Raw genomic sequence first — 21,587 nt, 5'->3', positions numbered from 1 at the left:
ATTTATGTTGTTTTTATCTCAAATTAAACAGGGTGGCGTGGTCTGTCGTGAAGTGCTTTCTAATGGAAGTACGGCACACCTTGTTCTTCATGCGTCGAGTGTTTACGAACTCGCAAAAGAAGCGGTTAAAAATGGCGTGCCGCTGAAGTCCATTATCGAAAAACATGGTTTGGGCGAGTCTGTGAATTTGGCCGAACTTGCTAAGAACAACCAGTTAGATTGTCCTGTTCGTCATCCAGATCCGGCACACATGTATTTAACCGGAACAGGATTGACTCACTTAGGTTCTGCCGCGACGCGTAATGCGATGCATGCGAAAAGCGAAGAACTGACGGATTCGATGAAAATTTTTCAAATGGGCGTGGAAGGCGGCAAGCCTAAAGACGGTCAAAAAGGTGTACAGCCAGAATGGTTTTATAAAGGCAATGGCGCTGGTGTGATCGCACCGGGCGATGCTTTACCTTCGCCATCTTTTGCTTTAGATGGCGGTGAAGAGCCTGAAATCGCTGGTTTTTACTTGGTGGGCGAAGACGGTAAAGTACATCGTCTTGGTTACACCTTGGCGAATGAATTTTCTGATCACATAACAGAGCGCCAAAACTATTTGTATCTAGCGCATTCGAAATTGCGCCCAGCGTCGTTTGGCCCTGAACTGCTGGTGGGTGAACTACCAATGCATATTGATGGTCATTCACGCATTGAACGTGGTGAGAAAACCCTGTGGGAAAAAGGCTTTTTATCAGGTGAAGACAATATGTCACACACCTTCAAAAACTTAGAACATCATCATTTCAAATATTCGATTTTCCGTCAGCCGGGTGATCTGCATGTGCATATGTTTGGCACAGCAACCTTGTCTTTCGCCGATGGTATTCAGGCTCAAGAAGGCGATGTCTTTGAAATTTCCTCTCCGACGTTTGGTCTGCCATTACGCAATACCTTGGCGAGAGCGGATGAACTCGATACCGAGGTAGCGCCGTTATGAATAAAACAAAGAGTGCCGTTTATCCAGATTTAAAAGATCGCTCGGTGTTTATCTCTGGCGGTGCGACGGGTATTGGTGCGGCCATCGTTGAAGCATATGCCAAGCAAGGTGCGAAAACAGCCTTTGTGGATTTGGATGAAAAAGCCGGTACGGCGCTCGCCAAACGTCTGACCAAAGACGGTTGTGAAGTGCGCTTTGAAGTGTGTGACATCACTGACATTCAAGACTATCAAAGCAAAATACGTGCAGCAGCAGAGGCTTTTGGGCCTATTTCTGTGTTGATGAATAACGCCGCGAATGATGTGCGTCATTCTTTGGAATCGCTGACAGAAGAGCGCTTTGATGAACTGGTTGGGGTGAACATCAAGCACGCCATGTTTGCCGCGCAAGCCGTCGCGCCGATGATGCTAAAGCTTGGTGGTGGTTCGATTATCAATTTTGGTTCTGTGGGTTGGATGATGGCAACGGCCGGTTATCCAACTTACGGCACGAGCAAAGCAGCGACTCATGGTTTAACTAGATCCCTTGCCCGTGACTTGGGCGGCTCTGGTATTCGTGTAAATACCTTGGTGCCGGGCTGGGTGATGACAGAAAAACAACTGCGGATGTGGGTCGATGACGCCGCAGAAGAAAAAATTAAACAAAGCCAATGCCTTGCAGGCAAAGTGCTACCAGAACACATCGCTAACATGGCGTTGTTTTTGGGCGCTGATGCGTCGGCCATGTGCTCGGCGCAAAACTTTATTGTTGATGGAGGTTGGGTATGACTGAGTTTGAGAGAAACACGTTTGTCCCAAAAGAATGGCCCCGTAAATTACGTTCAACCGAATGGTTTGGTGGAACATCGCGAGATCATATTTATCACCGCAGCTGGATGAAAAACCAAGGCTTGCCTGCCGACTTATTTGATGGTCGTCCGGTCATTGGGATTTGTAATACATGGTCGCAATTAACGCCTTGTAACGCCCACCTTCGTGATCTTGCTGACCGAGTCAAACACGGTATTTATGAAGCGGGTGGTTTGCCCTTGGAGTTTCCTGTTTTTTCAGTGGGAGAGAGCTCACTTCGTCCTACTGCCATGATGTATCGCAACATGGCGGCGATGGATGTGGAAGAAGCGTTGCGAGCCAATCCGCTCGACGGTGTTGTCTTATTGGCGGGTTGTGACAAAACGACACCAGCATTGTTAATGGGCGCGTGTAGTGTCGATATTCCAGCGATAGTTGTGTCTGGTGGCCCGATGTTGAATGGCTACTTTAGAGGCGAGCGCGTGGGTTCTGGCACCGCGCTGTGGCAAATGTCGGAAGACATCAAGGCCGGCAAGATGACACAGGAAGACTTTCTTGAAGCCGAGCAATCCATGTCTCGTTCAGCGGGTTCATGTAACACCATGGGCACCGCCAGCACCATGGCGTCGATGGCAGAAGCCTTGGGCATGGCGTTGTCAGGCAACGCGGCGATTCCCGCTGTAGACAGCCGTCGTCGTGTTATGGCGCATTTAACAGGTCGTCGTATTGTTGACATGGTTAAAGACGATTTGAAGCCGTCTGACATTTTGACTCGCCAAGCCTTCGAGAATGCTATTCGTGTTAACGGCGCGATTGGTGGTTCGACCAATGCCGTGATTCATTTGTTGGCGATTGCGGGTCGTGTTGGCGTGGATTTAACTCTTGATGATTGGGATAAATTAGGCCAAGAAATTGCCACCATTGTGAATCTCATGCCGTCGGGCAAATACTTGATGGAAGAGTTTTTCTACGCAGGCGGTTTGCCAGTGGTGATCAAGCATTTGGCCGAAGCGGGCAAGCTGCATAAAGACGCGATTACGGTGTCCGGTGAATCAATTTGGGACGAAGTGAAAGAGGTTCGTAACTGGAATCCTGACGTTATTTTGCCGGTTGAAAAAGCACTGACACAAAAAGGCGGCATTGTCGTATTGAAAGGCAACCTTGCGCCTCAGGGCGCAGTATTGAAACCATCAGCAGCGTCGCCGCATTTATTGCAACATCGCGGGCGCGCGGTGGTGTTTGAAGACATTGACGATTACAAAGCCAAGATCAATGACGAAGCTTTGGATATCGACGAAAACTGCGTCATGGTGCTAAAAAACTGTGGGCCAAAAGGTTACCCAGGTATGGCGGAAGTGGGCAACATGGGTTTGCCACCAAAAGTGCTGCGCAAAGGCATTAAAGACATGGTGCGCATTTCTGATGCACGTATGTCGGGAACGGCCTATGGCACCGTGGTTCTGCATACCACGCCAGAAGCGGCTGCCGGTGGGCCATTAGCCGTGATTCAAAATGGCGATATGATTGAGTTAGACGTCGAAAATCGTCGTCTCCATGTAGACATTTCAGATGAAGAAATGGCGACACGTTTAGCAAACTGGAAAAGTCATTTAGAGCCGCCAAAAAGTGGCTACATCAAACTCTTCCATGACCACGTACAAGGTGCCGATACGGGCGCCGATTTTGACTTCTTAAAAGGTTGTCGTGGTGCTGCGGTGCCAAAAGACAGTCATTAAGTTAAGTTATTGATTTTCAATTATTAAAGAGAGGAGTAAGCATGTTAACGGGACAGCATTTTATTGCCGGTAAATGGTTAAAGGGCGACGCAACATTTTCTTCAACGCCTGCCACTGGGCCTTCTCATGAATTTGCTGTAGGTCGCGTCTCAGATGTGGATGCAGCGGTAGAAGCAGCCGAAGCGGCTTTTGAAGAATATGGTTACTCTTCTCGCGAAGACAGAGCGGCTTTTCTGAATGCTATTGCTGATGAAATTGATGTTTTGGGCGATCAAATTACTGAAGTTGGCGTACAAGAAACGGGTTTACCAGCAGCACGTTTGCAAGGTGAGCGTGGACGTACAACAGGACAACTTCGTTTGTTCGCTGAGCGTATTTTATCGGGTGAATATTTGGATCGTCGTTTTGATGAAGCCTTGCCAGATCGTGCGCCATTACCGCGTCCTGATATGTACATGATTCAGCGTCCAATTGGTCCGGTTGCTGTCTTTGGTGCGTCTAACTTTCCGTTGGCGTTTTCAACCGCAGGCGGCGATACGGCGGCGGCGTTAGCGGCGGGTTGCCCCGTGGTGGTTAAAGGACATTCTGCCCATCCGGGAACGGGCGAATTAGTCGCGCAAGCGGTTGAAGCCGCGATAAAACGTTGCAAGATGCCAGCGGGTGTTTTCTCCTTGATCCAAGGGGGAAATCGTCAAGTTGGACAGTCATTAGTACAGCACCCACTGATCAAAGCCGTTGGCTTTACGGGCAGTTTAGCTGGAGGTCGAGCCTTGTTCGACTTGTGTGCTGCGCGTCCAGAGCCGATTCCTTTCTTTGGCGAATTGGGTTCTGTGAACCCAATGTTTTTGATGCCAGAAGCGGTGAAAAATCGTGCTGAAGAATTGGGTAAAGGCTGGGCTGGTTCATTGACTATGGGCGCTGGACAGTTTTGTACCAATCCCGGTATTGCGGTGATGCTGGATAACGCAGATTCAAAAGCTATGATCGCAGCAGCGAGTGCGGCGTTGTCCGACGTAGCGGCGCAAACCATGCTAACCGACGGCATTGCTGATGCCTATCGTTCTGGTGTGGCGGCGATTGATAAAACTGGTATTCCGGCGGCTGTGCGTTCGAAGGATACAGAGGATCGTACGGTACTGCCTAACTTATTCACAGTGACTGGTCAGGCTTGGTTAGATCATCCAACGCTGCATCATGAAGTTTTTGGCCCACTTGGTTTGGTTGTATTAGCAGACAGTGTTGAACAAATGGTTGAGCTTGCTCGTCATTTGGAAGGTCAACTGACGTGTACGATTCACCTTGATGAAGGTGATTATGCCGCGTGTCAGAAACTTCTTCCTGTGTTGGAACGTAAAGCGGGTCGTTTGCTCGCGAATGGTTTCCCAACGGGTGTCGAAGTGAACGATACCATGGTGCATGGCGGGCCTTATCCAGCGTCGACAAATTTCGGTGCAACTTCAGTCGGCACTTTGTCGATTCGTCGTTTCTTGCGTCCGGTTTGTTACCAAAATATTCCCAGCGCATTGTTACCGAAAGACCTCACCGAATAGCCATCCCAGGCGGCAGTTTGATGTGAGTTTTGAGCGAGTCCTGCTTTGAAAAAAGCAGTACTCGCTTTTTTTATACGTCGTTTGGTTTTGTCGCTTGGTTTATTTTGGCGTATTAGACGTTTTTGTCCGCGGGTTTTTGTTCTAATTCCGCTAAGACCAAGCGCTTGAGCTGATTCGCCAATGGCGACAATTGGCGGCCGCGCATTTGCAATAAATAGTATGGGCTCATGACAATACTGCGGTCTAATTTGAGGGTTTTAAGACCGGCATGAACCTTCTGTCCCACGAGAAGATCGCTGACTTCGCTGGCCATAGGCGCAATCGCATTAGAAGACACCAGAATGGCGATCAAGGCCAATAACGACGTACTGTTGGTGATGCTCAATGGCAGTTCGGCGCGCTCCTCCATAAACACCGCCTCCACCGCTTCGCGTATCGGCGCGCGATGAGATTGCATGACCCATTCAAAATGCACCAAATCTCGCACACCGACTTTCTCTAGATTGGCCAATGGGTGGTCTTTTCGAACGATCAGTCGGACAGACTCTGTTCGTGCTGGGTAAATTTCGAATTCATTGGCGTCGTACTGTTTTGGAATGCGCGCGAGAACAAAATCATTGTGACCCGCAATGAGATCACGAACCAAATTGTCACTGGTTTCGACATTAATATCAATTTCGGCTTTGGGGGCAATGGCGCGTAATTGTTGAATGGCAGGAATGACAAAACCAACTGCTGCGCCCGTGACGGCGCCGATGGCGGTTGTTCCGCCGCCGCCTTCTTTGAGTTCGCCGACTTCTCTGGCCAGATCTCGTAATTCGACCAGTAAATTGTGCGCGCGACGTGCAACGGCTTGACCGACTAAGGTTGGCTCCATGCCTTTTGCATGACGAACAAATAAACGCGTACCGATGGTTTGTTCAATTTCGCTTAACATACGGGATGCGGCAGGTTGCGTCATCGCCATTTCGTCAGCGGCAATACTGAGCTGACCGTGCTCGGCGATCACCGAAATTAAACGCAGTTGATTGAGCTTTAAATGTTTCGCCAGACCTATGTCCATGCTGCTCTCAGTTGTTATTTTTGTTGAAAGGTCTCAATATCGTAAACCGATTAATACACCACTACTTTATAAGGATGTTCGCTCCGTGTCGATCTTGAAAAAACGCACCAGTGCCGACGGTTTTTTACCCGAAAAAGAGTTTATCGCGCTGTTTGCTTTGATGATGTCGTTGACGGCGTTGAGTATGGATTCTATGTTGCCAGCGTTCCCAAATATCGCAACATCTTTGGGCATCGAGGATTATCAAAAAACACAATGGATCGTGTCGGCGATGATCTTTGGCATGATGTTCGGCGAGATTATTTTCGGGCCTTTGTCGGACGCAATCGGTCGGAAAAAATGCATTCTGATCGGTATTGGTATTTATATTGGCGGTTCGGTTATTGCGTTGTCCGCGTCGTCGATTGAGGTGTTTTTACTCGGCCGTGTGATTCAAGGTTTTGGTGTGTCGGGGCCAAAAATCGCGTCGCGGGCGTTGGTTCGAGATCTTTATAAAGGCGCGGCCATGGCGCGCATTATGTCGTTTGTGATGATGGTGTTTATTTTGGTGCCGTTGCTGGCGCCGTCGATCGGGCAATTGGTGATGCAGGTTGCGGATTGGCGCTGGATTTTTGCCTTGTTGGTGTTTCAAGCGTCGGTGGCGGGTGGTTGGCTGTTGCTACGCCAACCCGAAACTTTGACGAAAGAGAATCGCATCCCGCTCAATCGAAAACGCCTCATTGCCGACGTGCGCATTATTTTGAGTCGCCGCGATGTGATGGCGTTTACGGTGTTGTTGGGCTGCATTTTTGGCGGTTTGATGCTGCACATTAGTACGGCGCAATCGATATTTCAGGATGTGTATCAAACAGGTGATCGCTTCCCGTTGTACTTCGCGTTATTGGCGATTGGGTCGTCTGTTATAAATTTTTCGAATGGTAAAATTGTCCAGCGTGTTGGCATGTTACGCTGTGTGATTGCGGCATTAAGCGTGTTGTTGGCAGCGTCTTTTGTGTTGCTGTTGTCTACATTGTATTTTGATGGTGTGCCGCCTTTCGTGCTCTTCATGGGCTTGGGCATGATTATGTTTTCTTGCTTCGGCATGGTGTTCGGTAATGTGAACGCCATGGCGATGGAGCCATTGGGGAAAATAGCGGGTCTTGGCGCGTCGGTGATTTCGTCGCTATCGAGCTTTATTGCGATTGTGTTTTCGACATTGGTTGGTCAGTTTTATCATTTCACCGTGACGCCATTGGCAAGCGGCTTTGTGATTTTTTCCATCATGGCTTTAGTGATGTTGAGATATGGAAATCGATATCGACAACGCTCAGGTGAAAACGTAGATGTCGGCTGATGTGTTTTATATTTCTTTGTTTGGTAGAGATAGATGTCATCCTGTCTTCCTCTCTGCTGTTTTCAGTAAAGTAGGTTAGAATACGGGCTCAATTTATTCTATGAGTGCTTCTATGTCCTCCCAAACCTCTTCTTCGACATCCTTAGGCAAACAACTTTTTTCGATGACGTGGCCCATGATGTTTGGGATCTTGTCGTTAATGAGTTTTCAGCTTGTCGACAGTGCCTTTATTGGTCAATTAGGCATCTTGCCTTTGGCGGCGCAGGGTTTCACTTTGCCGATTCAGATGATTGTGATTGGTTTGCAAGTGGGGCTTGGCATCGCGACGACGGCGATTATTTCTCGCGCTTTGGGCGCTGGCAATACGCGTTACGCTAAGCAGCTTGGCGGTTTGGTGATGACAATGGGCAGCGTGGGTATTGTGTTTTTCTGTGTGCTGATTTGGTTTTTGCGCCATCCTATTTTGGCATTATTGAGTGCGCCAGACTCTGTATTTCCGGTTATTGATTCTTACTGGCCGCATTGGTTATTGAGTGCGTGGGTTGGCGCGTTAATTTATTTTTATTACAGTATTTGTCGCTCCAACGGGAATACACTGTTGCCCGGCATCATGATGATTGTGACCAGCGTGTTGAACTTAATATTGGACCCTATTTTTATTTTCACCCTTGATCTTGGTTTGAACGGTGCCGCCATGGCAACCACTGTAGCATTCAGTATTGGTGTGCTGATTGTGGCGCCACTGGTTGCGCGTAAACATTGGATGACCTTTGATTGGAAAGACTTGAATGTGACTAAAAGCTTGGCGTCCATTGGTCATATCATGGGGCCGGCGATGGTCAGTCAGTTGTTGCCGCCGGTGTCTTCTATGTTGGCGACGAAGTTAATCGCAGGGTTTGGTACGGCGGCAGTGGCGTCTTGGGCGCTGGGTTCACGATTTGAATTCTTTTCGATTGTCGCTGTGTTGGCGTTGACCATGTCCATGCCGCCGATGATCGGGCGTTTGTTGGGCGAGAAAAAAATCGACGACATTCGCGTTGTGGTGTGGATCTCTTGTCGTTTCATTTTGATCTTTCAGCTTGTTGTTGCACTGGCGACATTCTTTGCGTCAGGCGCGCTTTCTCGTTTATTAACCAGTGAAGAGGCCGTGTCTGAGATTCTCAATTGGCATCTGACATTGGTACCGATTAGCCTTGGTGCGTTGGGTATTTGCATGCTGATGGTGTCGGTATCGAATGCCTTGGGCAAGTCATACACGGCACTGACCATTTCGGCGTTGCGATTGTTCGCCTTTTTCTTGCCTTGCTTGTGGATTGGATCAGAAATAGCGGGTTTAAAAGGCATTTTCGTTGGCGTGTTAATTGGTAATTTACTGGCTGGATTGTGTGCTTGGAAAATGTACTTACGTGCGCTGGCGAAAGTTGAGCTGTCTGTGCAATCGAGCACTAACTCATAACGCGTCTTGCTCTTATTGCGCAATATCGTCCAATCTTTTTGCCGTCGTATTGGGTAATCTCTTCCTATTGGTAAAGCGGTTCTTGTTAGGACTGATATGAGCCAGGTCAGTTATTGAGTATAGAGGAGGTTGTGATGTCGACAGAAAATCGTTTCCAGTTTGCGAAAAGCGTGGCCTTCAACGAGGTGATGTTGCTTGAGGCATCGATGAACGATTTCACCTACGACACGCACGCGCATGAGGAATTTTCTTTTGGTGTGACCTTGTCAGGCCGTCAAGATTTCTTCGCGTTGGGCGAACATCACAAGAGCCATTCTGGCAATGTGATTGTGTTTAATCCTGAAGATGCACACGACGGCCATTCTGGCGGTGACGACACGCTGCACTACAAAATGCTCTATGTTCATCCAGATCAATTGTCTCCCATGCTGGAAAGCGCGGGCGTTCGCCGTGTAAAAGACTTTCGGGTTGAGCAAATGGTTCAAGACGATCCAGTGTTAAAAGCGCATATTTTGCGTTTAGCTCAGCTGGTTGAAGACCCAGCAACGTCAGCGTTGGAGTATTCTTCCGCATTATTTGAATTTGCTGAGTATCTTGCTCGCCAAAAAGGCATTCAGGTTGAATCTAAACTGCGTTCTAAAGACCTCGTTTTTGAACGTGTCCGAGAGTATTTACATGCGTACGTTGGCGAAGACGTTACGCTCGATGCTTTAAGCCAAGTGGCGCATATGTCGAAGTATCACTTGTTGCGCTGCTTTCGGGATTATTTTGGCATGACGCCGCATCAGTACTGGCAAAATTACCGTATTAATCGCGCTAAACAGGCGATCGAACGTGGTATGCCGTTGGCCGATGTGGCATTTATGTTTGGCTTTACGGATCTGAGTTATTTTAACCGCCGTTTCAAACCAATTTTCGGCGTCACACCTTATCAATTTAGACGGCATTTACTGCGCACCTAGCGTCATTTTACTCACACGTTAATTCTTTTCTCTTTTCTAATGCTTATCAAATTATCTTTTGAGGAATACCCATGCTCGAAATACTCGTTTATGCCTTTGGCGTCATGTACAGCCCGGGTCCTGCCAATATGTTGGCGCTGTTTGCGGGCGTTAACGGACAAGGCTGGCGCGCTTTTTTGTACTGCGTTGGTGTCGGCGTCGCCATGTTTATTCTGTTTTTACTGATTGGTTATCTTGGTGGTGGAATTATCCCACAACAATATCAATCGGTTGTTGGCATTTTGGGTGGTATTTACATCGCGTATCTTGGTGTGAAAATCATGAAGGCGAGCTTCCAGCAGACGGAGATTAAGGCGAGCGCGTCGACGATCAGTTTTAAAACGGGGCTAATTTTGCAGCTTTGTAATCCCAAATCCTTGGTGGCGATTGTGCCTATCGTGACGGTGCAATTTCCACGCTTTCATATTGAAGGTGTTCAAATTGCATTATGGTCTTTGGTTCTGGCGATCATGGCGTGTGGTTCACCGAGTGTGTATTTGTTTGCGGGAGCACGGATAAAAAAAGCGGCGATGAATCCTACCGTGATGGCATGGGTGAATCGAATCATGGCGTTGTTGTTATTTTTCGTCGCCTACCGGTTTGTGTTTGCGGCGTAAAGGAAATTGAGAGACCGAGAGTAAGCGTGGATCACTGTTCTATTTGTGCCTTTGTATAATTATGTATTGAAAATAGAGTTGAGAATGACTACCATTTGAATAATATTTTATTCAGTGGAGAGTCTTGTGGAAAATACAGTGCAACAGAAAATTGTTGATTTTTTGCAGGTCGGTGGGCCTGTTGTTTGGATATTGATGGTGTTTTCTGTCGTTGCTCTGACGATTGTTCTGTTGAAGTTATGGCAGTTTTCATCTCTTCGCGCCGAAAGCCTTAAAACCACAGAGTTGGCATTGGATGAATGGCGCCATGATAACGGTGAAGGGGCGCTTGAAAAACTCGATGAAAAACGCCCAATTGATGCTCTTGTTGGTTACACCATGCGAGCTTTGCTAAGCGCCAATCTCAGTGTTGATTTGATTCGTGAAGAAGTAGAACGCCGCGCGATGAAGCAATTGAATCAATTACGCTCTTACCTTCGTCCTTTAGAAATTATCGCGACTTTAAGCCCGCTACTTGGTTTGCTTGGTACGGTATTGGGTATGATCACCGCGTTCCAACAAATGGAAGGTGCAGGCAATCAAGTGGATCCGTCGGTTTTATCTGGTGGTATTTGGCAAGCTTTGTTAACAACGGCCGTTGGTTTGGCCGTGGCGATTCCTGTGGTGACATTACATAGCTGGTTAGAGCGTAAAGTGGAGCGCATCGCACATAATATGAATGACGCAGTGACTCAGGTTTTTACCAGCAAAGAAGCAAAGCACTTGGTTGAAAAGGCCACCAAAGAGATGCTGCATGCCGCTTAACCTTTCTCAGCCCAAACGTAAGAATGCGATTAGTTTAACGCCGCTGATTGATGTGGTTTTTATCTTATTGCTGTTCTTTATGTTGACCTCCAGTTTTGTGCCTTGGCGTATTGTTGATACGCCGCTGTCTGTTGCTTCTGAACCACGTGTTAACAGCGAAGAAAAAGACAATGTGGTTCTGACATTGAAACTAAATGATGATCAGGTTTGGATGAATGATCAACCGATTCGTTTTGCAGATCAGGCACGCTTTCAAGCGTTGATTGCCGAGCATAGCGAGGGCATTTTTATCATCAAAGCAGAAGAAGGGGTGACGCTTCAAACTCTGATGCATCTTGCCGATCGTCTAAAACTGAATGGCGCAAAAATCGTATCGATTGCGAATGCTTTTGCTATGCCGGAGATAAAATGAAAATAGGCGAAAAATACGCCGCAAGAGCCGCCAGCAACGATGACAACATGGTGCCATTAATTAATGTGGTTTTTCTAATGTTGGTCTTCTTCATGGTGGCTGGTCAAATCAGAAAAGCCGATCCTATTCCGGTGATTCCACCACATTCTATTAACGACACTCGTTCCGTGACAGACCCTAATGTGGTGATCGTGGTGGGGATTGATGACGGCTTGTATGTGGATGATCAATTGTTCGCTATAGACGAGATACAGTCTTATCTAGAAACTCAATTTATATCGACGACGAATAAAGAGGGTTTTTGGGTGCAAATTAAAGCCGATGGCGGGATTTCATTAGAAAAATTACGGCCTGTGTTTAATCAAGTGCGTTTAGCGGGTCTCACGAAAGTCAGTTTGGCAACGCAGCTAGAGCGAGGAAAAGAATGATTTCCACGCGACATTGGATTATTGCGGGTAGCTTGGCTGTCTCGGTTCACGCTGGGGCTTTTTACACGGTATTTTATAATCCGACAGAAGGTAGCCAAGCGGCGGGCTCCCAAGGTATTGAATTTGACCTTGGAATGATGGGTGACCTTGGTGCTTCTGCACAAACAACGTTGGCTCAAGAAGAGGCAAAAGAAGTGGAAGAAGTGGTTGAGGAGCCGATTGAAGAGGTTCAAGAAGAAATTGAACCAGAACCTATCGTGGAGCCAGAACCCGTTGTAGAACCTGAGCCAGAACCAATCGTTGAACCAGAGCCTGAAGTGATTCAAGCGCCAGAACCTGTTGTGGTGAAACAAAAGTCTCCTATTGAAGTAAAAAAACCAGAACCAAAACCAGAGCCTGAACCAAAACCAGAGCCTGAACCAAAACCAGAGCCTGAACCTGAGAAAAAGCCTGAGCCAAAACCGAAGCCAGAGAAAAAACTAGAACCGAAAAAAGTTGAAAAGCCTGTCGTTAAGGCTGAGCCTAAAAAAGTGGCGCCGCCTTCAATGGCGAATCAAAAAGCGACAACGGGTCGTTCTAATTCCGCCAGCAGCGGTGGTAATCCTGGCGCGAAAGCCAGCTATTTTTCTCAGCTAAAATCGGTGTTAGCACAGAATAAGCGTTACCCAAGAGCATCGCGTAGACGCAATGAAGAAGGCGTTGTGTCCTTGTCTTTTGTGGCGTATGCCGATGGTTCCGTGTCCGATGTAAAAATCACCCAAAGCTCAGGACATAGACGTCTTGATAACGCGGTATTGGATATGATCAAACGCTCTACGCCTTTGCCTCACTTTACCAAGGGCATGGTAGAGAGCGAATTACGCATCAACTTACCTGTCTCTTTTAAACTCAGTGATTTGAGGTAGTTGATCGTTTAAGAGCGATATACAGGAATAAAAAAACGCCGCGCTTTATCACTCAAGCGCGGCGTTTTCATGTCTGACGAATGGGTTACTGAGCGATCAGTTGTTGTGGTGTCGGGTGTTGAGGCAATAGCAGCCAGACTTTCCCAAATTGCTTGAGTTGACCTGCATGAAAGCGGGCTTCTTCGCCTATGCCTTGATACCAATCAATGTGCCCCGACCCTTTAATCGCGCCACCTTTGTCTTGCGCAAGCAAGAGACGAAACTCGTGTCCGATTAAGTTTCCATAAGCATCGAGCTTAGGCACTTGTGCCAACAATATTGAACCAAGAGGAATGATGCTTGGGTCAACAGCCGCAGAATATAATGGGGTTAATGGCACATTGGCGGCACCCACTGGTGCTTGAGGTCCTTCACTGAAAAACAAATAGCTTGGGTTAGTCGACAGGATTTCGCGATTACGTTCTGGATGGTCACTTAGCCACTGTCGAATACTTTGAGCTGAGATATTAGCGCGATTTATCTCGCCTCTCTCAATGAGTTCTTTGCCTAAACTTCGATAAGCGTGGCCGTTTACGCCACCCCAAGACAACAGCTTTTGTTCGCCATTTTCGTATTCAACAACGCCGGAACCTTGTACATGTAAGAAAAAATTGTCGACTAAATCGGCTGTATAGGCAATCTCCAACTGTTGCCCAGCTAGCGCGTTTTCGAAGTCAATCTCTTCTCTAGAAGGGAACTCCCCTTTGGCATTTCGTTGTGTTGGTTTACGATAAAGCGGATAGCGATACACTTCGTCAGGTAAGTGGCGCACCGATAGGATAGGGACATAATAGCCCGTGATCTGTACGTTACCTCTTTGATCTTGCCCTGCAAGTTGGTGAGCCACCAGTTGGGGTTGCTGCGTTGGGTAGCGCAGCCAATTGTCTATTTCTGTCGCCACGCGTTTTAAATCGGCGACACTCGTTTGTGTGTTTTCAAGTAAATAGGGTTTATCGGATAAGCGATTCAAATACGCGATTTGTTGCTGCAAGCCCGCTTGGAAACTGGCGTCTGGATACGGTAGCCCAGGCGGTAGGCTTTCTTTTAAATACAAGGATTCTCTTTTGAGCGCCGTGGTGTCTCGGCCATTATTTTCAAAGTCATTGGAGCTATCGATTTCATTAAAGCTGCAACTTGCCAATAAGCTAAAAGAAACAAGACAAAGTGGACGAAACAGGGAGCGATAGTGCTTTTTTTTGGGTAAAACATGCTGAAAAAAAGAAGAAAAATTCATAAGCCCTATGTCTATAAAATAAATGAGTAAAGTGAAGCCGCTTAGGGTTGGACCGCAAGTAAAGAGCGAGGTTCATCTTGAGTATTTATAGGCGCTAAAGCAATGCTTGGCGGAGAATTTTACAATTCACTTTCGAGCACGTTCTAGGGGTAGGGTAGCATTTAAAACATGAGGTATTCGTAGGCTTGTCGCAAGTCGATGAATAGATCTTGGTCTCCACCTCGGTCTGGGTGGTGTTGCTGTGCTAATTTACGGTATTGCTGCTTGATGACGGTTTTTGTTGGGTTGGTGCTTTGGATTTGCAGCGTTTTGAGTGCTGACTCTCGATCGCCGCTTAAGCTGATACCTTTATAAAAACTATTCAGCAAGTGAGATACCTCGTCTATCCCCGTTTTTTCGTATTCTTCCCAGTCTAGGTAGTAAGCGGCCAGTTTTGCGTCTACGCTATCGCTCAATGTGGTGCTGTCAGATCGATTGATTTGCGTGGCACTGACTAAGTGAATGCGCATGGCACTGATATGAAGCGTTAAGTTATCTTCTTGCCAAAGACTACTTTGGAGTTGATACAAGGCATTCATGATGAGAAAGTGCTGACGAAACAGAAGTAAGTTGTTGTCTTCTGCAAGTTGACTAAACTCTGGAAGCCGTTCTTTTAGTGCTTTAAGAATATCAAATTCACTCATACCGTTAGGGTGGTTTTTTAAGATTACTAGAATCGGTCCAACTAAAGGGTTTTTCATATCTGACTCTTATAGTGTAAGTATTACTCACAGTGTATGTGATGAGGCCGAAAAGGGTCAAAGCCGAGGCGGCTTTTTTATTAATTAGGTGCATGGTAAAAACAAAATATGTTGTGGATTATTGTTATTCTGATCGCGGTTGTGCTGATCGTTGGACCGAGCGCTTGGGTAAAATTTACGCTGAAACGCTATGCAACGGAGCGCAGGGATCTATCTGGAACAGGTGGCGAATTGGCGATGCATTTGGTGAAACGCTTCGAACTAAACGACGTAAAGGTGGAAACGACACAAGAAGGACAAGATCATTTTGACTACGGACAACACGTGGTTCGTCTTAGTCCGAGTGTGTTTAATGGTCGCTCTTTAACCGCCGTCGCAGTGGCCGCTCACGAAGTAGGACATGCGATTGCACATGAGAAGAAACAAAAAATATCGAATTTAAGCTCCCGCTATTTGCCGTTTGCCCATGCCGCACGAAAGATTACTGCAGGTTTGTTGGTCGGCTGGCCAGCCATCTCCATGTTATTACATTTACCCTATGCCGTACCGCTACATGCACTCGTTGTCGGTTTGTCGGGTCTGTTAGCCGTTATCGTGCAACTGGCGATATTGCCAGAAGAATGGGATGCCAGCTTCAATAAAGCACTACCGATTTTGAGAGAAGGCAACTACATAGCACAGGAAGATTTACCCAAAGTGAAGAAAATTCTAACTGCCTGCGCCATGACCTACGTCGCCGCAGCTTTAATAAAAGTGCTCTTCGTATGGCGATGGTTTAAGCGCTAGCGCCTTCCTTGTCATATATCTACTCGTAGGGCACGATGAGCGAAGCGTAATCTGCCGCGAAAGCGAAGCTTTCATGTATTGATGTAAGTCGCGCCTTCAGGCCGACAGATCGCGTACTCACATGACTCGAACCAAACGGCGTTTTTCTTCGAAACTATCGCCTACCTCATCAAAACGCCGTTTGGTTCATTTATGCATACAGAGATCTGTCTCTTTTATCGCTGAAACATTGGTATAGACGTATCAAACTAATAAGCATTAGGTTGTTTGCTTGCGAGATGTAATAGTTTTTCTGGTATAACTTAGTATTCAATTAATATAAGTTGGAAATATTAGAGATGACTACAGGAAAGAGTGATAAAAAATGTTCGTTTTGTGATGGTACAGGTGTAAATAAGTCAAATATCCAAGATTTAGGGGAGCCTAATGACAGTACTGTTATTCAATATCAACCTATTGAGTGCCAGCATTGCAAAGGCTCAGGTAAAGAGTAATAACCATGAATAGTTACCACTAAGAGTCATAGAAGTCTGACTTTCAGTTCGTTTTTTGATGGACTAATAAAAATCATATTATTTTGGAATGCTATGTTTAACTTTTTTAAAAAGCATAATCATGCTGAAAATGCTCATGCAAAAGCACTGGATATTTTGAGCGAAATTGGTGTTGTTGAAATGATAGGTTCTCTTCACAGGGAAGCTCTGTTAGGAAATCTTGATTCTGCAGAGATCCGAGCTTTGATGATCGGTGCATATAGAACCGTTGGAATCGGAGCTGGAATTGGGTTTTGTATTATGCAAGAAGCTCACATGCCAAAGGAAGAAATTAGCAAAATGTATTGGGGATTTGTTAATGAAAGCTCTATACGACAGATTGCTGTGAATATTTATGCTTCTCTAAATGATGTAGTGAATATGCCTCCACTTATTAGTATTGTCGAAAGAGAGAGAGAATTATTAACTAATGTGGGTTTTGATATATACCATTCATATATAAACAATATGTTAGAAAGGGCGCATGAACAGTGGCGTGTAGGAGTGCAAGGTGAAGTGGCATCCCCGACCTAAATAAAATAGCTGACCCTTTATGATTTCTTACTCACCACCCCCACAAAACCAATAAAGAAATTGTCATCAAAAAGGCATGAAGTTCGCATAAAATCGTCTTACTATGAAAGCTGACTGTTTGGTTAGTATTTTTAATAAGAAAGATATTTGAATGAATGGAGTAATGTCATGACGTTTTTTGTTCCTAAGGGCGCGACGCTTTTCGCCTCTTCTTTGCTTTTTGCTGCGATGGCGCAAGCTTCTACCATCGACTTACGAGTTATGGAAACCACGGATATTCACATGAATTTAGTGGATTACGATTACTACGGCGATAAGCAAAGCGATGCGGTGGGGTTGTCTCGCGTCGCGACGTTGATCAAGGCAGCACGCGCCGAAGTGACGAACTCTGTATTGGTCGATAACGGTGACTTATTGCAGGGCACACCATTGGGCGATTATGTTGCCAAAGGTCGAGTGCTGCGCTTTGGTGAGACGCATCCTGCGTTTAAAGCGATGAACTTGCTGGATTACGATGTGGGTAATATCGGTAACCATGAGTTCAATTACGGCTTGGACTTTTTAATGAAGAGTTTAAGTGGCGCTAATTTCCCTTACGTGAACTCAAACGTTTACGTGGACGATGGCGACAACGATGCGTCGAATGATCAGTCGTATTTCCAGCCTTATATTATTAAAGACAAAACCTTCATCGATTCTGACGGCAAAAAACAAACGGTTAAGATAGGTTACATTGGCTTTGTTCCGCCACAAATCATGACGTGGGATAAAGACAATTTAACCCATAAAGTTATAGCAAAAGACATCCTTGAAACCGCCAATAAATATGTACCTGAAATGAAAGCCAACGGCGCAGACGTGATTATCGCGATTCCACACAGTGGCATGATGAATTCGCCTTATATGAAAGGTGAAGAAAACGCGTCTTATCATTTAGCAAAAGTGGACGGCATTGATGCTGTGTTATTTGGTCACTCTCATCGTATTTTCCCCGGTGACAAAGTGTTAGATGCCTTTGACGGCGTCGATGGTGAAAAGGGGACGGTATTTGGCAAGCCAGCGACCATGCCGGGCTTTTGGGGATCTCACCTTGGGGTGATTGATTTAACGCTTGAGCCTGCTGGTGACGGCTGGAAAGTCGCCGATGGTAGAGCCGAAGTGCGCGCTATTTCACGTCGTGAAGGCCGTAAAACGGTGGCGCTGGTTGAAGCGGACGAGAGCATTAACCAAGCGGTTGAAACGGAACATCAAGGCACTTTAGTGTACATGCGCCGTAAAGTGGGGGAATCCACCGCCGACATCAATAGTTTCTTTGCGTTGGTTCAAGACGATCCTTCTATTCAGATCGTGAACAACGCGCAAGTTTGGTACGTGGAAAATATCGTTCGTGGTACGTCTTATGAAGGTATGCCGATTCTGTCTGCGGGTGCGCCATTTAAAGCGGGCGGCCGAGGCGGTCCAGATTATTATACCGATGTTCCAAAAGGCGACATCGCGCTGAAAAACGTCAGTGATTTGTATATTTATCCGAACGATTTAAAAGTGGTGAAGCTGACAGGGGCTCAAGTCGTCGAGTGGCTAGAAGCGGCGGCGGGGCAGTTTAATCAAATTGATGCCACATCAAGTGCGCCACAAAACTTGATCAATGCCGCGTTTCCAACCTATAACTTTGATGTGATCGACGGTATTTCATATCGTATCGATGTAACACAGCCTGCTCGTTACAATGCGGATGGCGAAGTGGTTCATAAAGACGCGCATCGTATTAAAGATGTGATGTTTAATGGTGAGGCATTAAGGGCGAAAGATGAGTTCTTAGTCGCAACGAATAACTATCGAGCGGGTGGTGGCGGGCATTTCCCGAATTTGTCAGGCGATACGATTGTGATTGATGCGCCAGATAAAAACCGAGATGTGGTGGCAAATTATTTGTTAAGCCAAAAAACCATTAATCCAGCAGCGGATAACAACTGGTCGTTTACGGATTTTGGTAAGGCAAAAGTGTTGTTTACTACATCACCAAAAGCGAAAGACGCAGCCAGTAAAAACATGACTTATCAGTCTTTAGATGAAAATGGTTTTGCGGTTTTTGAACTACAATAATGGTGTTCATCGCGTTTTGATAAAAAATATTGGGATGTAAGAGGGGGATCTCTTCATCCCAATTTACGTATGAACGCATAATAATGAAAAATACGTGAGGGAATAACACTTTAGGCTGAGTTGGATACAAGTATTTACGGTTTTAAGGTAGAATCCTGAAAAATCCATGACCATTATTTACTTAGAAGTGTTGTTTTTTCTAATAAAAAATATGTATCGAAATGTGACGCTTTTACCTCATTTAAAGAGGCTACAGCTTATACTTATTAACCTCTTTATAAAGAAGATGCCTGCTAATGACCTTTAAAAATAAGATACTGATTACTTTAATGTTGGTCGGGTTAATCCCTGTTTTTATCTCTTCCGCCATTTCTGTTAATTTTTCAAGCAAAGCATTAATTGACATGGGCAATAATCAATTAATGTCGTTGCAAGAAACAAAGAGCCATTCTGTTACGTCGTATCTAGACACTCTATCAAATGGCCTTTCGCTTTTGGCGGAAAACCCGATCGTGGTGCGTATGTTGCCATTGCTGGGAAATGCTTATAAAAGACTCAATAAAATCCCCGTTAATGATCAAAACCTGGATGATGTTGCGCGCTTTTATGACAGTGAATTTAAGACTCGATTGTCACCGGATGAAGCCAGTGAATTTGAATCTGATGCCTTAATATCACAACTTTCACCGGCCGCTATTCTTCTTCAAAGTGCCTATATTGCTCAAAATACCAACCCTGTTGGAGAAAAAGATAAAACGCTTAACTCACAACATATTCCAGCCTACGATGCTTTCCATCAAGGTGCACACCCATACTTACAAAAAGTGCAGCAAGAGTTTGGTTTTTATGATGTTTTTTTAATCTCAGATACTGGAGATGTTGTTTACAGTGTATTCAAAGAAATTGATTTTGGTACGTCTTTAACGACTGGCCCCTTTAAAGACTCAGGATTGGCGAAAGCATTCACCAATTCATTAAATAACGATGGCGTGAGTTTTACTGATTTCTCTCTCTATATGCCTTCGCATCAATCACCAGCAGGCTTTTTGTCGGTTCCTGTCTTTAAAAATGAAAAGCGCATTGGTGTGTTAGTTGCTCAATTTCCAATCAGCACATTAAATAACATCATGACGGAAAGAGCGGGATTGGGCGAAACCGGTGAAACCTACCTGATTGGTATGGACGGCAAGATGCGGTCTGACTCTTATCTTGATCCAGAAAACCATTCTGTCTTAGCGTCTTTTAGAAACCCAAAAGAAGGCAGTGTTGATACGGTTGTTGTGCAAGAAGCCAGCAAGGGTATTGCCAATACGAAAATGATTGAAAACTACAAAGGCAATTCTGTATTGTCTTCTTATAGCCCACTTGAATACAAAGGTTTGAAGTGGATTGTTGTCGCGGAAATGGCGGAGGATGAAGCGTTAGCCAGTGTGCATAAGCTGAATTATGTTATTTTGGCTTTGTGCTTGATTATTGCTGTTGCGATCGCCTTTATTGCACTTTGGTTCGCTCGTAGTATCTTGGCGCCTCTGGGTGCAGAGCCTAAAGAAATGCAGGCTATCGCAGAAAAAATAGCTGCTGGTGATTTGTCTATTGAGTTTAATAACACAAGTTCGCCCTCTAGTATTTATGGTGCGATGCGTACGATGTCGGAAAACTTAAATCAGCTGATTAGGCAGGTGAAAAGCAGTGCGATGTCACAGTCGGTGTCTTCATATAAATTGGCAGAAATTTCTGAAACAGCCAGTGCTAATATCCAATCTCAGCACAGTAGTACGACTGAGATTGGGAATGCTATGCAGCAAATGGTCATTTCCGTAACAGAAGTGGCTCGTAACATTTTAGATGCCACCAGCGCTGCTGGTGACGCAAAACAACGTGTTAATGATAGCAGAGAAGATCTCTTGATCGCTGTGAAAGACATGGCGCAAGTGTCGGAAGAGGTTCGTAAAGCAAGAGAGACAGTGGATAATCTGAATAAACGCACTGAAGAAATATCCAATGTCGTTTCTACTATTCAAGGTATTTCAGATCAAACAAATCTTCTGGCCCTGAATGCTGCTATTGAAGCCGCCCGGGCAGGAGAATCAGGTCGAGGCTTTGCCGTTGTTGCTGATGAAGTCCGAGGACTTGCGTCTAATACACAAAAAGAGACGGAGCAAATCGCAAGCATTATTCGCAGTTTGCAAATGGAAGCGTCCGCTGCTCAAAAAGTATTACATTCTTGTGTGGACTATGCGCAACGAGTGTCCGATACCGCCAACCATACGGCTAACTCACTTAATGAAGCCTCTAACTACGTGGACAATGTGAGTAACATGATGGAACAGGTCTCAAGCGCCTCTGAGGAGCAAGGCAGTGTTGCCAATGAGATCAGCAATAATGTTGAAGCGGTAACGGAAGCATCGTCTAGGAGTGAGCAAGCAATTTCTGAAATATCAAAATCCAGTGAAGAGATGGCAAAACTGTCGACGGATTTAGAAAAAATCATTAGTCGCTTTCGGTTGAGAGATCAATAACACTCGATTTAGCCCATAAAA

General features: G+C 45.8%; 19 protein-coding genes. 16 read left to right on the top strand and 3 right to left on the bottom strand.

Features of this window, described 5'->3' with window-relative positions; all coding sequences use genetic code 11:
* Positions 1–4: 4 nt before the first annotated feature.
* The 4 genes from araD1 to MP3633_RS17315 are packed head-to-tail and all read left to right on the top strand — an operon-like array spanning position 5 to position 5,059.
* Positions 5–985 (top strand): AraD1 family protein, encoded by a 981-nt coding sequence (gene araD1 / locus MP3633_RS17330; protein WP_176336477.1) that lies wholly within the window; start codon positions 5–7, stop codon positions 983–985.
* Positions 982–1,752, top strand: coding sequence for an SDR family NAD(P)-dependent oxidoreductase (locus MP3633_RS17325; protein WP_176336476.1), 771 nt, complete (start codon positions 982–984; stop codon positions 1,750–1,752). The genes araD1 and MP3633_RS17325 overlap by 4 nt, the downstream gene beginning before the upstream one ends.
* On the top strand, positions 1,749–3,509 hold the full coding sequence (araD, locus tag MP3633_RS17320; RefSeq protein WP_176336475.1) for an L-arabinonate dehydratase: 1,761 nt from the start codon (positions 1,749–1,751) through the stop codon (positions 3,507–3,509). Before MP3633_RS17325 ends, araD begins: the two co-directional genes overlap by 4 nt.
* A 41-nt stretch (positions 3,510–3,550) precedes the next feature.
* Entirely contained in the window at positions 3,551–5,059 is a 1,509-nt protein-coding gene (locus tag MP3633_RS17315) for an aldehyde dehydrogenase (NADP(+)) (RefSeq protein ID WP_176336474.1), read from the top strand.
* A 112-nt stretch (positions 5,060–5,171) separates the two neighbouring features.
* On the opposite strand, the gene MP3633_RS17310 is transcribed toward MP3633_RS17315, so the two are convergent.
* The gene (locus MP3633_RS17310; RefSeq protein ID WP_176336473.1) at positions 5,172–6,122 is read right to left on the bottom strand and encodes a LysR family transcriptional regulator; all 951 of its coding nucleotides are present in this window, start codon (positions 6,120–6,122) and stop codon (positions 5,172–5,174) included.
* Between the two features lie 85 nt (positions 6,123–6,207).
* Between MP3633_RS17310 and MP3633_RS17305 the strand changes: the two genes are divergently transcribed.
* The 8 genes from MP3633_RS17305 to MP3633_RS17270 all read left to right on the top strand — a co-directional run bounded on the left by MP3633_RS17305 (position 6,208) and on the right by MP3633_RS17270 (position 13,078).
* Entirely contained in the window at positions 6,208–7,455 is a 1,248-nt protein-coding gene (locus tag MP3633_RS17305) for a multidrug effflux MFS transporter (protein ID WP_244959724.1), read from the top strand.
* A 112-nt stretch (positions 7,456–7,567) separates the two neighbouring features.
* Complete coding sequence (locus MP3633_RS17300) at positions 7,568–8,911, top strand: MATE family efflux transporter (RefSeq protein WP_217909024.1); 1,344 nt, start codon at positions 7,568–7,570, stop codon at positions 8,909–8,911.
* 134 nt (positions 8,912–9,045) lie between these two features.
* A complete protein-coding gene (locus tag MP3633_RS17295; protein WP_176336470.1) occupies positions 9,046–9,873 on the top strand; it encodes a helix-turn-helix transcriptional regulator in 828 nt (275 codons plus the stop codon).
* Positions 9,874–9,944: 71 nt separating this feature from the next.
* Complete coding sequence (locus tag MP3633_RS17290; RefSeq protein ID WP_176336469.1) at positions 9,945–10,529, top strand: LysE family translocator; 585 nt, start codon at positions 9,945–9,947, stop codon at positions 10,527–10,529.
* 126 nt (positions 10,530–10,655) lie between these two features.
* Positions 10,656–11,333, top strand: coding sequence for a MotA/TolQ/ExbB proton channel family protein (locus tag MP3633_RS17285; protein WP_176336468.1), 678 nt, complete (start codon positions 10,656–10,658; stop codon positions 11,331–11,333).
* Positions 11,323–11,745 (top strand): ExbD/TolR family protein, encoded by a 423-nt coding sequence (locus MP3633_RS17280; protein ID WP_176336467.1) that lies wholly within the window; start codon positions 11,323–11,325, stop codon positions 11,743–11,745. The genes MP3633_RS17285 and MP3633_RS17280 overlap by 11 nt, the downstream gene beginning before the upstream one ends.
* Entirely contained in the window at positions 11,742–12,173 is a 432-nt protein-coding gene (locus MP3633_RS17275; protein WP_176336466.1) for an ExbD/TolR family protein, read from the top strand. Before MP3633_RS17280 ends, MP3633_RS17275 begins: the two co-directional genes overlap by 4 nt.
* A complete protein-coding gene (locus MP3633_RS17270; protein WP_176336465.1) occupies positions 12,170–13,078 on the top strand; it encodes an energy transducer TonB in 909 nt (302 codons plus the stop codon). The genes MP3633_RS17275 and MP3633_RS17270 overlap by 4 nt, the downstream gene beginning before the upstream one ends.
* An 85-nt stretch (positions 13,079–13,163) precedes the next feature.
* Here MP3633_RS17270 and mltA read toward each other — a convergent pair whose 3' ends face one another.
* Positions 13,164–14,351: a murein transglycosylase A gene (gene mltA / locus MP3633_RS17265; RefSeq protein WP_176336464.1), complete on the bottom strand. Its 1,188-nt coding sequence runs from the start codon at positions 14,349–14,351 to the stop codon at positions 13,164–13,166.
* A gap of 161 nt (positions 14,352–14,512) precedes the next feature.
* Positions 14,513–15,091, bottom strand: coding sequence for a DNA-J related domain-containing protein (locus tag MP3633_RS17260; protein ID WP_176336463.1), 579 nt, complete (start codon positions 15,089–15,091; stop codon positions 14,513–14,515).
* 108 nt (positions 15,092–15,199) lie between these two features.
* On the opposite strand from MP3633_RS17260, the gene MP3633_RS17255 reads away from it, so the two are divergent.
* The 4 genes from MP3633_RS17255 (at position 15,200) to MP3633_RS17240 (ending at position 21,566) form a co-directional block, all read left to right on the top strand.
* Complete coding sequence (locus tag MP3633_RS17255; RefSeq protein WP_176336462.1) at positions 15,200–15,877, top strand: zinc metallopeptidase; 678 nt, start codon at positions 15,200–15,202, stop codon at positions 15,875–15,877.
* Positions 15,878–16,464: 587 nt separating this feature from the next.
* Entirely contained in the window at positions 16,465–16,944 is a 480-nt protein-coding gene (locus tag MP3633_RS17250; RefSeq protein ID WP_176336461.1) for a hypothetical protein, read from the top strand.
* Between the two features lie 168 nt (positions 16,945–17,112).
* Positions 17,113–19,047: a bifunctional 2',3'-cyclic-nucleotide 2'-phosphodiesterase/3'-nucleotidase gene (locus MP3633_RS17245; RefSeq protein WP_176336460.1), complete on the top strand. Its 1,935-nt coding sequence runs from the start codon at positions 17,113–17,115 to the stop codon at positions 19,045–19,047.
* A 296-nt stretch (positions 19,048–19,343) separates the two neighbouring features.
* Positions 19,344–21,566, top strand: coding sequence for a methyl-accepting chemotaxis protein (locus MP3633_RS17240; protein WP_176336459.1), 2,223 nt, complete (start codon positions 19,344–19,346; stop codon positions 21,564–21,566).
* Positions 21,567–21,587 lie beyond the last annotated feature (21 nt).

The sequence above is a fragment of the Marinomonas primoryensis genome (genome assembly GCF_013372285.1).
GTDB lineage: Bacteria > Pseudomonadota > Gammaproteobacteria > Pseudomonadales > Marinomonadaceae > Marinomonas > Marinomonas primoryensis.
The sequence above is the reverse complement of the archived record's forward strand: the minus strand, read 5'-3'. Positions and strand labels throughout refer to the sequence as shown.